11 protein-coding genes are annotated in these 15,197 nt (G+C 39.1%); 3 read left to right on the top strand and 8 right to left on the bottom strand.

From position 1 onward, the window contains the following. Nucleotides 1–217: 217 nt before the first annotated feature. The 7 genes from neuB to LV83_RS12485 form a co-directional block, all read right to left on the bottom strand. The gene (neuB, locus tag LV83_RS12515) at nucleotides 218–1,234 is read right to left on the bottom strand and encodes an N-acetylneuraminate synthase (protein WP_111611864.1); all 1,017 of its coding nucleotides are present in this window, start codon (nucleotides 1,232–1,234) and stop codon (nucleotides 218–220) included. Between the two features lie 73 nt (nucleotides 1,235–1,307). Continuing rightward, nucleotides 1,308–2,627, bottom strand: a complete 1,320-nt coding sequence (locus tag LV83_RS12510; RefSeq protein ID WP_111611863.1) for a UDP-glucose dehydrogenase family protein — start codon at nucleotides 2,625–2,627, stop codon at nucleotides 1,308–1,310. Between the two features lie 20 nt (nucleotides 2,628–2,647). Continuing rightward, entirely contained in the window at nucleotides 2,648–5,269 is a 2,622-nt protein-coding gene (locus LV83_RS12505) for an SLBB domain-containing protein (RefSeq protein ID WP_245947046.1), read from the bottom strand. Between the two features lie 150 nt (nucleotides 5,270–5,419). After that, complete coding sequence (locus LV83_RS12500; protein ID WP_111611862.1) at nucleotides 5,420–5,938, bottom strand: helix-turn-helix domain-containing protein; 519 nt, start codon at nucleotides 5,936–5,938, stop codon at nucleotides 5,420–5,422. 115 nt (nucleotides 5,939–6,053) lie between these two features. After that, nucleotides 6,054–6,425 carry a hypothetical protein gene (locus LV83_RS12495; RefSeq protein ID WP_111611861.1) on the bottom strand — a complete coding sequence of 124 codons (372 nt, stop codon included), beginning with the start codon at nucleotides 6,423–6,425 and terminating at the stop codon, nucleotides 6,054–6,056. Between the two features lie 235 nt (nucleotides 6,426–6,660). After that, nucleotides 6,661–9,078 (bottom strand): penicillin acylase family protein, encoded by a 2,418-nt coding sequence (locus tag LV83_RS12490; RefSeq protein ID WP_111611860.1) that lies wholly within the window; start codon nucleotides 9,076–9,078, stop codon nucleotides 6,661–6,663. A gap of 136 nt (nucleotides 9,079–9,214) precedes the next feature. Further along, nucleotides 9,215–9,790, bottom strand: a complete 576-nt coding sequence (locus LV83_RS12485; RefSeq protein WP_111611859.1) for a DUF2911 domain-containing protein — start codon at nucleotides 9,788–9,790, stop codon at nucleotides 9,215–9,217. 336 nt (nucleotides 9,791–10,126) lie between these two features. On the opposite strand from LV83_RS12485, the gene LV83_RS12480 reads away from it, so the two are divergent. Next, nucleotides 10,127–11,167, top strand: coding sequence for an endonuclease/exonuclease/phosphatase family protein (locus LV83_RS12480; RefSeq protein WP_111611858.1), 1,041 nt, complete (start codon nucleotides 10,127–10,129; stop codon nucleotides 11,165–11,167). A gap of 11 nt (nucleotides 11,168–11,178) precedes the next feature. On the opposite strand, the gene LV83_RS12475 is transcribed toward LV83_RS12480, so the two are convergent. Further along, complete coding sequence (locus tag LV83_RS12475) at nucleotides 11,179–13,434, bottom strand: efflux RND transporter permease subunit (RefSeq protein ID WP_111611857.1); 2,256 nt, start codon at nucleotides 13,432–13,434, stop codon at nucleotides 11,179–11,181. 134 nt (nucleotides 13,435–13,568) lie between these two features. On the opposite strand from LV83_RS12475, the gene LV83_RS12470 reads away from it, so the two are divergent. Together LV83_RS12470 and LV83_RS12465 are read left to right on the top strand one after the other, a co-directional pair. Further along, entirely contained in the window at nucleotides 13,569–14,363 is a 795-nt protein-coding gene (locus tag LV83_RS12470) for a thymidylate synthase (RefSeq protein WP_111611856.1), read from the top strand. Between the two features lie 102 nt (nucleotides 14,364–14,465). Next, nucleotides 14,466–15,164 (top strand): PKD domain-containing protein, encoded by a 699-nt coding sequence (locus LV83_RS12465; protein WP_111611855.1) that lies wholly within the window; start codon nucleotides 14,466–14,468, stop codon nucleotides 15,162–15,164. Nucleotides 15,165–15,197 lie beyond the last annotated feature (33 nt).

Genomic DNA, 15,197 nt, shown 5'->3' with positions numbered 1-15,197 from the left:
AGAACCAAAACCATCCCTACTCATTTGAACAGTGACTGCGATGCCTGACCATAACGCAGCATGCTGAAGGTCAAAATATTCGTAGGCGATTTCTTTGCCTTCGTTGGATATAACTAAGGTTGTTAATAGATAGTTTTTAATGATACTCTCAGGTTTTGAATAAAAGATTTAAGACGTTTTAAATAAACATGTCCTAACTCCATAAAACTAAATTCCATTACCAGCTTATGCAATCAAAATCCAGTACCTCATCTGCTTTCATTTGCTTGGCTACTGGTTTTCCAATAAGCCTATCAAGCATATTTATTGGAATCCCTTTCAAAGGTCTTTTAAAACCAATCAATTCTGGAGTCAGAACGGTCCCTTCCTCCACATCCTGTAAGACAACAAGCCCCCTTTTCATGCCTTTGCTGTTCTCTATTTCCACCGCAGATGGTTTTTTCACCTTGCTACCTAGTGCAGATTCAATATTCCTGATTCCGTCCACCATCTCTTTAAATTCCATTGGCGTGAGTGAGCAACTATGATCAGGACCTTCCATTGCTTTATCAATTGTAAGGTGTTTTTCTATCACTTTGGCGCCAAGTGCAACTGCAGCATAACAAGCGAAATTATTTGCTACATGGTCTGAATATCCGACTTCGACATCACAGGCTTCTCTCATACCATTCATAGCCAGAATGTTGGCATCCTCAATTCTTGATGGGTAGTTGGTGGTACATTGCAGGACGGTTAGCTTATTATTTCCAACACCTCTGATGGCTTCAACTGCCTCAAAAACATCCCCTATCGTTCCCATGCCAGTAGAAAGATAGATTTGCTTATTTTTACTTGCTACGTACTTCAAGAAAGGAATTTCGGTCAATTGACCAGATGCTATTTTATATGAATTCACTCCTAACTCTTCCAAAAAATCAACATCCTCCTTATTGTATGGAGTTGACATAAAATCAATCGCTAACTTTTTGCAATAATTAACCAAATCCAGGTAACCAGAAAAATCCATTTCAAGCTTCTTCAACATGTCAAACTGGCTTTCTTGTTTGTCAGTAACTTCTAATTGGTATTTTGCTTTTGGAGATGTTTTTGTTACAATTTGCTCTGCTTTGAAGGTCTGAAACTTTACACAATCAGCGCCAGCTTCTTTTGCTTTTTGAATTAATTCCTTAGCAATTTGAATATCACCATTATGATTTACTCCTGCCTCTGCGATTATATATGTCTTTTGCAACATGGTAACTTCAATATTTAATATATAGGCTTAATCAAAAATATACCTCCATGGATCCCATGGAGGTAGAATAACTTTACTTTGAACCGATTCCGAAAGATTCAAAGCCTAAGGTCTTCAGGTATTTCTTATCATAGATATTTCTACCGTCGAAAATCACTTTGTTTTTCAATAGCCTTCCCACTACATCCCAACTTGGAATTCTGAATTCAGACCATTCGGTAACCAATAGAAGTGCATCTGCATCCACCAAAGCTTCATAAGCATCTTTGCAATAAGTCACTTTATCGAAGATGTAATGTTCCCTTGCTTCTTCCATAGCCACTGGGTCGTAGGCTTTCACTGTTGCACCGGCAGCTCTCAACTCATCGATAATTACTCCAGCTGGAGCTTCACGCATATCGTCTGTATTTGGTTTGAAACTCAAACCCCACATAGCGAATGTCATCCCTGAAAGGTCATCCCCAAAGTATTCCTTTACTTTCTTGGAGAGCACATATTTCTGATCGTCATTCACATCTTCCACAGCCTGAAGTACTCTCAGGTCATAGCCATACTGTTTGGCAGTTTTGATGATAGCTTTTACGTCCTTTGGAAAGCAAGATCCACCATATCCTACACCTGGATAGATGAATTTATTGCCGATTCTGGGATCTGAGCCAATACCTTTTCTCACCATGTTTGCATCAGCACCAACTAACTCACATAGGTTGGCGACATCATTCATGAAAGATATTTTGGTAGCAAGCATGGCATTTGCAGCATATTTGGTCATCTCTGCAGATGGTATATCCATGTAGATGATTCGCTCACCACTCAATTGGAATGGCTTATAAAGACGCTTCATGATCTCTTCAGCACGTTCGTCATCTACTCCGATCACGATTCTATCCGGCTTGAGGAAATCTTCTACCGCTGCTCCTTCTTTCAAGAATTCAGGGTTGGATGCTACTGCAAACGGTAAATCAGATCCTCTTTTATCCAAAGCTCCAATTATCGCTGCTCGAACTTTTTCTCCTGTTGTAACTGGTACAGTACTCTTGGTTGCAACAACTATATAATCGGTCATTTTTGTACCGATCTCATCAGCCACAGCCAATACATATTTCAGGTCGGCAGATCCATCCTCACCTGGAGGTGTTCCTACAGCTATAAAAGCTACAGATGCTCCTTGAATGGCTTCTCCCAAATCAGTACTAAACTTAAGTCTTCCACTTTTGAAATTTCTGACAACAACCTCTTCTAAACCTGGCTCATAAATTGGCATTATGCCTTTTTTGAGGTTGTCTATTTTTTTCTGATCAATGTCCACGCAGGTCACTTCTATACCTACATCTGCAAAACATGCTCCTGATACCAAGCCTACATAGCCTGTACCTACAACTGCAATTTTCATGTATTAATGATTTTTATTTTTTAAGGAAGTAAACGATCTATTAGGATACCGAGCGTGGCTAAACTTGAGGCTAGGCCAATCCATCCTGCAGCATTTAATCTCTGTCTCACTGGTTTTCTAGGTACTACAATTTCTGCTCCTGGTTCAATTTTAGGATAGGACTTTATTCCTAGGAAGCTCCGTGTACTTTGTGCGTCACCATTTGCATACACTACATATGTTTTAGCTCTTCTGGAATCTTCCGTAAATCCGCCAGCTTTGGAAATGTATTTTTTGAGACTACTGCCAGACATAAATCTAGTGGTGGTAGGTAGTAGTACCTCTCCTACCATCCTTACAGTTTGAAGCTCTTTTGGTATTTGGATAATATCGCCTTCCAGTAAGATTAAATCTTCCTCTGAACCTGGATGTTGCAAAATGTACTGCAAGTCAATCCCTACAAAATCCTGCTCTTTCATACGCATTGAAATAAGAGTGGAATCTTGTCTTAAGGAATCAAAGGCAGGAGATATAGCGAAGAGTTTACGCCTCTGTTCTTCCTGCTGCAATTTCAATTTCTCTAGTTCGTTTTGGGCTATTTTTGCGTCTATTCTTTCAAAAAGAAGCTCCTCCGCTTCGTTTCCTTCCCTATTTGTCTCAGGGTCTAGATTTGCCCGGATATTCAAAAGGGCTTTTTCTCTTAATTCTTCTTCTGTAGGTCCTTTGTAATAAACAGTTCTTCTGATCAAACTTGCGCCCTTTGGATATGCATATTGATTAATGCCTCCAGCTCTTTTGATCACATCTGAGATTCGCTCATTTGCTCCTGCTATCGCAAATTCACCCGGATACATCACTTCTCCTTGGATAGTTACCAACTGTTCTCTTTCGAATCCGGGGCTTCTTCGAATAAAAACATGATCGAATGGTTGAAGAGGCTGGTTTCTTTCCTCCTCTGTCAATTCCAAATTGGGATCTATAGAAAGTGTTTTTATCTCGGCTATTTTACCTGAATTAGCATCTCTTACTCTTCTGGCTATTTCTATTTGTGAATTGGTCGCAGATTCCAGCATTCCGCCAGATCTTAAAATTAAGTCACCCACAGTCATATCCGATGCAAAAGGATAAGTACCAGGGTAATTAATTTCTCCAGATATTTTCACATAATATTCTTCCTGAATATCATACCTACTAGGCACAAACAAAAGGTCTTCGTTTTTCAAAGGAACATCTGGCGATGCTCCACTCAAAATCCCTTTAAGGTCCAGTGGCTGGGCTGCCAAAGTCAAATCTGCACTCGTTCTGTATAATGTTGCTCTATTAGAAAATGCCTCTGGTTTAAGACCTTGGGCCTTTTCAATTAATCCTTTGACAGTTAGACCACCTTCATCCAATGAATACTCTCCTGGCCGAGTGACTGATCCGGTTACCTGTACTCTATTCGAAAATCTTTCTAATGCCTCTCCGATAAATATTTCATCCCCATCCATTAAGGAAAATGACCCAAATTCACTCGATGGAACATCTACCACCTTTCGCTGATTATTTTCAATTCGTCTGACTGTAACTCTATCACGGTATGCCAAGCTAGTCATTCCGCCAGTGTAGATAAATAAGTCTTCTAGTGATTCACCTGGCTTTACTTCAAATAGCCCTTCTCTTCTTACAGGACCTATTATTTCTACTCTAGTCTCAACTGCAGGAACCAACACCACATCATTATCTTGAAGAGTAATGTTAGATTTTTGATCTCCTTTGGATAAAAATTCATAAATATCTACTGTCGCGACTAATTTACTGTCCCTGTAAACTTGAACTTTTCTAAATGCTCCATTCTCATTTGGACCGCCAGCAGCATAAAGCCCATTAAAGACTGTAGCAAATGAAGGCAGGGTATATGTTCCTGGTTTCGTTAACTCTCCAACCATTGAAACTTTAATTGATCGGATATTCCCCAATCTTACCTGAATAAACGTATTTGGGTTTGAGCCATTTAACCCGGAATATATTCTGCCTAGTGCTGATTTGATCCGAACACTCGCTGCTTCAATACTAGATCCGCCTACTTGCACAGGGCCAATATTTGGAATAAATACCCTGCCTTCTGGAGAAACACTTAAATCAAACGATTGCTGAGAGGCGCCATAAACGTCAATTAACAATTGATCTCCAGGTCCAATCACGTAAGATTGTGGGGTTGCAATATTAAGGCTTGGACTGAAATTAAGGTCTCTATTATGAAAGAGTTTATAGCCGAAAATCTTCTTCTGTTTTAAACTTAAATCATAATAAGGATCCGATCTACGAATAGAATCGAACATATCAGTTTCCTGAAACCCATTTATTGATCTACTATCAGAGGTATTTTGACCTGTACCTGGTGAGCTCACGGTCATTTGCAGTGCGCTGATCCTCTGGCTTAGTTTAGCTGCTTCCGAAGCCGGCATTCCTCTTTCTCTTGCCAAGGCAGTCAACTGATTTGTAGAGAGTCCGCTTGATTCAGCTCTTTTAATCAATTGTTCTATCTGCGCATCTGACAAATTATCCACTTTGAGGTTTTGGATATCAGAAAGGCTCTGACTCTGAGCGGCCAAAGCCACCAATAAAAAAATCACCAGTAAAAGGTAATTTTTAGAATTAATCAACCAAGTATATTTTTTCAATTCAATAGTTTTCGTGTTGGACTCAATTTTCACTTCCTAAGCAACTGCTAATTTCTGATTTTTAATCGATTCTCAAACAATAATACAAAGCTTCGCCCTTTCAGTCACAAATGTGCCTATCCTCAAGTACATATAATAAACCCGAGCTAGCTAAGCTCCTACCTCCTTATCGAACAAAACCAAGCCTGTAGAGACCATCCTATCAGCTAGCAAGGTCAATACCACTTTCCGATCTATCATCTCTTCTATCTTATTTGATAGATTCAATATGTAACTCTCATTCAAATTATCTCCTGTGACCACTACGTCTATTTTTCCTGAGTCGATACCTTTGGAAAGGTCCCCGACAAGAATTACTTGACTCACCTCTCCCATTCGCTCTAGTATTTGCTCGAGCAACTTGTCCAAGCCTAGATATTTCCGTATGATATCTTGTATGTTAGAGAAAAAGGGATGAGTCACATTTGCCTTGTAAGCAATTTTATTTTTATCTGATTCCTTTACTAAAAATCCTGCTTGTGTAAGGTTATTCAATTCTTTGCGGATTGCATTGGTTGACTCACCAAACTCATCAGCCAATCCTCGCAAATGACTTTGTGTTTTGGAGTTAACAAAAAACTTAATAAGTAACCTCAACCTTGTCTTTGAGGTGATTAAGGATTCAAGCATAAAAATTCACTTCAATAGTGAGTAACAAAGGTACTCATTCGATTGAAATGGAAAAACAAAAAGCTGGTTTTTGAAAGAAGGCTAAGAACTTTTAACTAAATTCTTTGTACAGACGCTATGCCCCATAGATATTATCTGGTTTCCTTTTGAAAAGTTTTCGGAATAAACTACCTGTCCATGCACTAAAAGCACCTAGCAAAAACCCTAGCACACCTGTAATTGCCAAAAGTGGCATTTCTGAGCCAAATCCCATAAGTTCACCCATTTTGTCAGGTAGGGAACTCCCCGAAAATGTGCTGATATAGATACTTTGACTTAGCCATGCCAAGCCCATTCCTAATCCTCCTGCGAAAAAAGCTACAGCTCCTTTGTTACCACTTAAGGCAGCAAAAATTGCTATCAAAATCATAACAGACCAGTAAGGCAGAAAGGGATTAAATAGGATGACCAATACAGCCGTGAGAAAGGTGAATAGTAGAAATTTCATATGATTATATTTTGTTTTCTAAGGCCATATGGAATCTCGCTAGATTATAATCATCCCAGTGTGTGACGTTCTTCGTCATGCTCGATTTCATGTGTTTATAATTTGTTTTTTAATTGTCACATGCCAGCCCGGATGACGCCAGTCGGACAGGGAATCTCGCTTGGTTAAAAATCATCCCAGTGAGTGTCGTTTGCGACATGCCTGTCGGTAAGCAGGCTCGATTTCATAGCGCTTATTAGTTTAACCTAGTTTTGAATAATACACCTTCTTCTTGATTCGCTGTTCGTAGATCGAAGTTTAGGTATTCACCATTTGCCCAAATCGGGATGAAATTACTATAGAATTTACTCCCCGGATTTCCCGATTGACCACCTGGATAAATCCCAAATGCTTTGATCTCAGCCCCTAATTCCACTACCATTCTCCAGCTTGCTCCGGATCTTCCGCTTGTGGCATTCAAAATTCCGGCTCCCCCTCCCGTGTAGACATTCTCCACAGAAAATGAATTAAATTGGGGAACAAGATGCTGAATTTTGGTCCGCTTATAGTTAGCCCACGAGAAATCCCCCTCTTCAGCTTCCCATTTTTTCATAGCTTCTAGCAATCCGCTGAAGCCAATCTTAACGTGGGTTGCTACAGTTTCTAGTTCGGAGGTTTTCTTCAGATCAAACACTTCTCCGCTAGGCTCATTTTTCATAAGAAGTACCGTTTGATAGTAATTGGGAAGCACAACAGGTGCTAAATTTTCCGACAATTCCTTCCATATCTGACTGTACGATTCTCTCCACCAGATATAAAATAAGGTTGGTGCTTTTTGGTTTGGATCAGCATAAAAATCCCATTGCTTCAAAATAGAGATGTATTTTTTTGCCTCAGCATCATTTTCAAAATCGCTTCCAATCAACTCCAACATAATCGGTAAGGCTTCGGAAGCGTGCAGGTAATAATCGTCAAACTGTAGCCCTTGCATATCCTCCACTGTAATATTGCTCATCTCGGATAGTTTATTATTGAGTCTGCGATTTCGATAAAACTCGTAGCTATTGTCAAAAACATAGTACGGATATGTAGAATCCGCAGGGTGCTGGTTGGCTGAACTAACGAATCCGCGTTCAGGATTTAACGTACTTGCATTGTGCTCATTTGGAATATATCCCTGCCATTCCATTCTAGGGTCAGCCCCATCCATAAAGAATTTTCCTTGCCCTTTCCATTTCAATGGGAATTTACCCTGAATTCTCATGGCTATATCACCACTTTTGGAAGCAAAGACAAAGTTCTGAGCAGGAGCGGTGTAATTATCCAAAGCTGCATTATAGTCCTCGTGGTTCTTACCAGTATTCAACTTTAAGAACGTCTTTTGCTCATTTGATCCTTCATGCACATTCCATTTTAAGGCAAAATTTACATCTTGACGGTTTGCATTGAAAGTTTTGTCGTAGACCACAGGTCCATAATGGGTGTATACCACTGTATCCATAAAAGCAAGCTCACCTTTTACTTTAATTTCCTCAATTCTAAAAGTTGTCTGCTCCCACTTTTCGCCGTAGCGGTAGGCTTTTCTAGAATTATCCTGAAAAGTAATTTTATACCAATCACGTGTATCTCGAGTGGCATTGGTAACGCCCCAAGCTATATTTTCATTAAACCCTGAAATCACACCTAAGGCACCCGGAAGAGTGGCTCCTTTGACTGAGTGATTTGGTGTGGTGAGTTGCATGGAGTACCAAAGTGAGGGCAGGTTCAAGCTCAGGTGCGGATCATTGGCCAAAATTGGATTCCCGTTTTTCGTTTTCGATCCGGATACAGCCCAGTTATTGGAGCCTGTCCCATCGGCTGGTTGAGGTAGGGGATCTATGACTAGCTGATCATCAGGGTAATTAATACTATCTGGTCGAGTGACTTCAAGAGGATTGAAATCCCACTTATGTCCTGCTTCAATGATGGGTTCTACTCCAATTGGATATTCTGGATATAATTTATCCAACATCACCTCACCTAGAATTTTTCTCAAATTCGAATACTCCAGATCCCGATCACCAACCAACATATCGGTCATGTATTTCAGTAAAAGAATGGACTTAAATGCCGACCAGGGTTCTGGTCTGTAGTTTAAGATTTTATATTCTATCGGTAATTGTGCATCCTCAAGCTGATCGATATACTGATTTACTCCGTCAGCATAAGCTTCTAACAAGGCATAAGTCTCAGGGTCGGTTTCTTGTGCGAATTTTATTCCTTTTTCCGCTCCATACGCCAAGCCTTTTCGTCTAGTCATTCTATCAAGATCCAAAGCTAATGGGCCTACTATTATTTCGGAGATTCTGCCGGCAGCAGCCATGGTCTGGAATTCCATTTGCCAAAGTCTGTGCTTGGCAGTAATGTAACCTTGAGCTCTATACAGGTCAGCTTCATTATTAGCAAAAATGTGTGGAATCAGATTCTCATCGTAAACCACTTGCACCTCACTGCTTAGATTATCGAGTCGCAGTTCATCTTGGGCCAATTCATCTTCAGAAATTGAATTTTGCCAGAACCCATGATTTGGATCAAGCAAAGGAGCTAAAGGAGGAATCGCTCCAAATGGTGTGGAAACAGCTACTCCAAGTGCGATTGTCAATGCTAAAACCACAAAAAAACCTATGTACTTCATCTAATGATATCTATGTGAGGTGACGAATTTACCCTAAACCTAATATTAAAACACATATCCATTTACCCTTTTGATATTTACCTAACAAAAAAGCCCTCAATTCAATATTGAGGGCTTTTCTATGGATTGAAATTCCTTAATTAATTGTAATTGGCAGCTTAAGTTTTTCCCAGCGAATAACAATTCCTGGGTTTTCGATTTCCATGGAAAGTGACTCTTCGTTTGAGTCTTCCCAAACAGGATTAACATCAACTCTGAGCACGTCATTCTTTTCATCATATTGAAAATGTCCATGTTCTAGATCCCAATCCGAATTAAAAATAACTGTCCAAGGTCCAGTTTCTTTTGGAATAGTGAATAATGAATATTTACCTGCGGCTAGCTTTTTGCCCTCTACAGTCATGTCTTCAGCTAAGTCAACATAGGACGCTTCATTTGCTCCTGTTCTCCAAACTACATTATACGGCACCAAATCACCCCACAATTCCCTGCCTTTCACAGCTGGAGAACCATACTGTACTTTGAATGCCTTTCCGGAAATTTGACCTTCTTTCACCATCAAGGGACTAGGTCTGGCGTCTTCTGCTGTAGCAGCTTCCATGGCCTCTTCAGCTACTTCTGACTCTGAAGATTCAGTTGTCTTTGGTTCACTACACGAAGCAAAAACTATCGCTATAAATGCAGCCGCTAAGATAGGTTGGTACGTTTTCATCTGTTTATTTTTTGTTTTTGAATATCGGGAGAAATCTCGTTTGGAAAATCACCATTTATGGGCGTAGCGACCTTCATCATGCTCGATTTCATTGTGGGTAATTTTCTATCGAAATAACTAATATTTGGCAAAGCAGCAAAATTCAAGCCTCTCTTTCATCAATTGCGTAACATTCATTTGCGGGAGAATCAAATACTCTACCTTTACAAATTAGTTAGATAATTTCTGAGAATCAATTTTCATTTGGATCGAAGATTGTGAATAAGGTTAAAACACAAATCGCTTTAGTAGGATCATGATTTATTGCTTACTTTATTGCCAGTTTAATTTCAATTCATGAAAGTCATTACCTGGCTAATTTTTGCCGTTACTTTAGTATTATTTGCCAGCGTATTTATCTCTCCGGAGTATTTCAAATACGTCGGTCTTTTGCCGTTCTTCATTCCTGTTTTTTTACTTCTGAATCTATTTCTGGTAGTAATACTCATTTTGTCATGGAGAAAACTAGCTTTTTTGCCTCTACTTGCGCTAATTCTTGGTTATAAATTTTTCCTAGCCACTTTCCAGATTCACCCAAAAAACGAGCGTGTTGATGGACTAAAAGTACTCACTTACAATGCCCACATGTTTTACTATAAATCCAAAAGTGAAGGGACTGCAGATGCAAATGTTTTCACCTGGCTACAGGATCAAGAGGCTGATGTAAAGGTATTTCAGGAGTTTTATCAGGATAATACCACTCCTTCCCGAGATGCGGTAAAAATTCTTGGCAAGAACTCTAATTATAAAGTTTCCTATCATATCACTGACGGAAACCCAACTAAGAGGTCTAACGGATTGGCTATTTTCTCAAAATACCCAATCATCAATGATGGAAAAGTCTTTGATGCTCAAGGTACAAACGGGGCTATTTTCGCAGATATTATGGTCAATAGTGACACAATTCGTATTTACAATGCACATCTGGAATCTATGCGTATCGACTCGGATGGCTTGGAAAATATAGAAGGAGTCAAGGAAAACTACAGACAAACCTTAGGAAAGCTTCAACGCGGCAGTTTGGCTCGAAGCAAGCAGCTTAAAGTACTATTGGAGCATATGGATAATAGTCCACATCCATTGATCTTGATGGGTGATTTAAATGAAATACCTTATTCCTATACCTATTTTAAGTTGAGCGAAAATTACGAGAATGCCTTCGAAAAGGCAGGGACAGGATTTGGCTTCACTTATAACCGTATACTTTTCTTTCTACGAATTGATCATATTTTTTCAAGCCCCTCGCTTCAAGCTGTTCAATTCAAAACTCACCGAGAGGTAGATTATTCCGATCATTACCCTGTCACAGCCACATTCTCATGGGACAGCTTTGAGTGATCATGTAACTCTTAGGTTTCATTGAATTTTTTCTCCCACATTTTCTTCAAGGGTAAAAGCAAAAGTGGTAGAAGTAACAAATCGGCCAAAAGTGCAAAAATCATCGAAGCAGAAATCAACAAACCTGTAAAGTGTGTTACGCCAAACTGGCTGAAAATCAACAAACCAAATCCTGCTGTCAAAACTAAAGTAGTCAAAACCAATGCCTTTCCAGCTTCCAAATAGGTGCGCTTCAACGCATAAATCAGGTTTTTCCCCAAGTTAAGCTCATGCTTTAGCCTGCTCATAAAATGGATGCTGTCATCCACAGCTATCCCAAAAGCGACCGTAAAAAGTATGGCTGTTGTCAATTTAAATTCAATACCCAACAAATACATTAACCCAAGCATACAGATAAGCGGAATTAAATTTGGAATCAATAGCAGGAATGATATTCGCCAGGATCGAAACAAAAAACCGACAATTACCCCTACCAAGAGGAAAGCAACACCAAGGCCTTTGCCCATTTGCGTAGTCACTGACTTATGCCCTTTATCAATCAAATAAGCTGTGCCCGTCCATCGAACTTTTAGTAACTCCGGATCAATTTCTTTTTCTACAAATTCAATTAACTCAGCTCGAAGTTCAGTCATTTTTAGCGACCCAAGATCTGGAGCCCGGGAACTGATTCGCCCAGATTTTCTATCCTCGCTAATTACTTCACTCCCGTTTGACTCCAAAGCTTTGTCAAGCCATCGATTCATTCGCTGACGTTGTCCGACAGATGGCAGTACAAATGCTTTTGGATCTCCTTGATTCTGCGCCTGATTGATAGATTTGATCAGTGTTAAGGGCGAAATGGTCTTACCTTCTCCAAATAGCTCATGAATTTTAGAGTCAACTTTTTCTATTTCTTTTAAAACCTTCAAGTCCAGCAAAGAATTTGCATTTCCACCAGTTGTAATAAAAATCTCTAAAGGATTCGAACCTCCATATTGCTCATCGAAGTATTCAAAATCCTTTTGAATAGGGTGATCCACAGGTAAGTTGTCAAGTAGGTATCCGTTTATCTCCAGTTTTGAACCAAGAAAAATGGATAGGAATGTGATTGCTAAAAATGATAAACAGATCCATTTTCGCTGCTTCAGTTGCCAAGAGAATAAGCTGTGCAAAACCCTGGGTTTTTCTACCTTCGGAACTGAATAAGTATTGGAAATAGGGATCAGAAAAAGCAGCCCAGGCGAAATGAGTATTACTGAGAAAAATATGACTAGAACTCCCAGCCCAGTAGTCCAGCCAAAATCCTGAAGTGCTGGAATTGAGGTAAAATAAAGAGAAATAAACCCTAAAGAGGTGGTTAATACTGTCAACCAAACAGGGATCAATAGTTCCTTATAAACTTCAGTAATAGCTAGTTGCTTATTTGCTCCAGTCTTAAGTTTTTTAGTTAAATGAGTAAAAAAATGAATCAACGCACTTAATCCAACGATCATAAAAATAGTTGGCTGCATCACAGACATGACATCTAATGTTTTTCCTAAATAAAGCAGCAAACCAAAAGCCCAAGCAACTCCAATAATCAGTACCAAAAGAGGTATAACTACGCCCCACCAAGAACGAAAAATAATAATTAGTAAGAATAACATCAGTAAAATCGAGCAACCAAAAAATAGTCCGAACTCGTTTTGCATTAGCTTGATAAAGTCACCTTGCATCTGGATTTTACCGGCTATGGCGTACGGCTCAGTGTTAAACTGAATAAACAGGTCTTTGATTGAAGCATATAGCTCATCTCCATCAACCTTGGATATATTTTGTTCATTCTTAATCAATAAGAGAAGTGAATTTCCATCCTTAGAGATCAATTGAGAACGATATTGCTCCAAATTCGATGAAGTTGTCTCCAATGGTTTTTCATCAGACCAATCCAGAACTTTTCTATAGGTCAATCCAAAAACACCGATTACTGGTTGCTTCAAATTAAGAATAGAAATGACCGTATCCACTTTCTCCAATTTTTGAATTTCGGATTGAATGGTATTGGCCTTTTCCAGAAAGTCCGGCTTAAATAGCTCACCATCGGAATTACTTAAGGCAATCAGCAGGTAATCATTATCATTTTCAAATTGACTTTTAAAGTTTTCATAGAAATCTAAATCTTCGTCATTCTGAGGAAAGAATGTCTCAAAATCATAATTGAATTGAGGCGTAGGCCGAAAAACTAGGAGTAATACGCTGAGTATAACAGCTAGAGCGAGAAAAGAATAAGCGGTAGATTTTTGGAACATTTACAAATGAAACAGGCTTTGAAAGCAATTTGCCATATCAAGTATAACAAGTTTGACGGTGCTTTGTGTTAATTCAATTCCATTTATTATCTGAACTGATTAACTTGCCGAAACTTGAAAATCCAAATTAGAAGATGAAGCAATACCACGATTTGATGCGAAAAATCCTTGATGAAGGAGCTGTAAAAGGTGATAGAACCGGAACTGGAACTAGAAGTATTTTTGGCCATCAGATGCGTTTTGATTTATCTAAGGGTTTCCCTGTTGTCACTACCAAAAAGCTTCACCTACGATCGATCATTATTGAGTTGCTTTGGTTTCTCAAAGGTGATTCTAATATCAAATACCTCAACGATAACAAAGTATCCATTTGGAACGAATGGGCTGATGAAAATGGTGATTTAGGACCAGTTTATGGCTATCAGTGGAGACATTGGCCGGATGGAAAAGGTGGTGAAATCGATCAAATCAAAAATTTAATCCATCAAATCAAAACCAAGCCGGACAGTCGACGACACATCGTCAGTGCATGGAATGTGGCAGATGTAGATAATATGGCCTTGCCACCCTGTCACACAATATTTCAGTTCTATGTAGCGGATGGTAAATTGAGTTGTCAGCTATACCAGCGAAGTGCAGACGTTTTCCTAGGAGTACCTTTTAATATTGCTTCCTATGCCTTGTTCACCATGATGGTGGCCCAGGTTTGCGGACTGCAAGCAGGTGATTTCATTCACACTTTTGGAGATGCGCATTTGTATTCCAATCATTTGGAGCAGGCAGAATTACAGCTGAGCCGAGAAATCAGAGAGCTTCCTACAATGAAAATAAACCCAGAGATCAAGGATATTTTTGAATTCAAATACGAAGATTTTGAATTGGTAAACTATGATCCGCACCCACACATAAAGGCTGCAGTAGCGGTTTAATCACGGCGAAATTAGTTTAATGAAATAGTTGGACTGATGGTTAGAATTGCCGAAAATAGTTAGATTTAGGTCAACTATTTTCTCCAAATACACTTACATCGAATGAAACTAAACCACTTAAGTGTTTTGCTAATTCTATTAGCATGTTGTGGATGTTCTTCAGAAGAAGAGTTCCCAGTAATTGAAGCAAATTTTGAAGTAAAATCCGACAAAACTTTAGCCTTTGTCCCAATACAATTTGAAGCTATACCAGATAGTGCCTATGCTTATTTCTGGGATTTTGGCAATGGAAAGACTTCAAATGAGAAAACTCCATTTCCTATTTACGAGGAGCCAGGCACTTATACAGTAAGCTTAACTACTACCTCGCTCAACAAAGTAAAAAACACCGTTAGCAAAGAGGTGAAAATCGGTGCCTATTTCATCACTAAAATAACCGCAATCCCGAGAGATGGGTATTCCAATGGGGATTTATATTTTGGAATACAACAAGAAAAACCATCAGGCTGGATTAGTGTAGACCAGGACAAAATAGCTTCTGAGCTGAGTACATCAGGAGAGCCATTTGAGATCTCCACTCCAAAAATTGCATTTGGCGGAAATAGCTTTGATTTTGGACTTCCCGTTATTATACTAGTTGACAACACTAATAACACAGAACCTGCAAATTCATATTTACAAAGTGGTTCACAAAAGATGGAATTAAATGAAGAACAGACTGCAGGTAAGGTATTTCTTAATTTAAGATCAGTAGCAAAATATGATTTTGAACTAGAGTTTAGCTATGAATTTGTAGATTAAGTATCTCCAATTTCTTTTAAAAAAGCCCTGAAT

The sequence above is a fragment of the Algoriphagus yeomjeoni genome (genome assembly GCF_003259505.1).
GTDB classification, from domain to species: Bacteria; Bacteroidota; Bacteroidia; order Cytophagales; family Cyclobacteriaceae; genus Algoriphagus; species Algoriphagus yeomjeoni.
Note: the sequence above shows the minus strand (reverse complement) of the source record. Positions and strands in the feature narration are given on the sequence as shown.

What these genes read in the sequence shown, in the direction of transcription:
- neuB (WP_111611864.1), bottom strand. Translation starts at nt 1,234, where the DNA reads ATGTTGCAAAAGACATATATAATCGCAGAGGCAGGAGTAAATCATAAT.
- LV83_RS12510 (WP_111611863.1), bottom strand. Translation starts at nt 2,627, where the DNA reads ATGAAAATTGCAGTTGTAGGTACAGGCTATGTAGGCTTGGTATCAGGA.
- LV83_RS12500 (WP_111611862.1), bottom strand. Translation starts at nt 5,938, where the DNA reads ATGCTTGAATCCTTAATCACCTCAAAGACAAGGTTGAGGTTACTTATT.
- LV83_RS12495 (WP_111611861.1), bottom strand. Translation starts at nt 6,425, where the DNA reads ATGAAATTTCTACTATTCACCTTTCTCACGGCTGTATTGGTCATCCTA.
- LV83_RS12490 (WP_111611860.1), bottom strand. Translation starts at nt 9,078, where the DNA reads ATGAAGTACATAGGTTTTTTTGTGGTTTTAGCATTGACAATCGCACTT.
- LV83_RS12485 (WP_111611859.1), bottom strand. Translation starts at nt 9,790, where the DNA reads ATGAAAACGTACCAACCTATCTTAGCGGCTGCATTTATAGCGATAGTT.
- LV83_RS12480 (WP_111611858.1), top strand. Translation starts at nt 10,127, where the DNA reads ATGAAAGTCATTACCTGGCTAATTTTTGCCGTTACTTTAGTATTATTT.
- LV83_RS12475 (WP_111611857.1), bottom strand. Translation starts at nt 13,434, where the DNA reads ATGTTCCAAAAATCTACCGCTTATTCTTTTCTCGCTCTAGCTGTTATA.
- LV83_RS12470 (WP_111611856.1), top strand. Translation starts at nt 13,569, where the DNA reads ATGAAGCAATACCACGATTTGATGCGAAAAATCCTTGATGAAGGAGCT.
- LV83_RS12465 (WP_111611855.1), top strand. Translation starts at nt 14,466, where the DNA reads ATGAAACTAAACCACTTAAGTGTTTTGCTAATTCTATTAGCATGTTGT.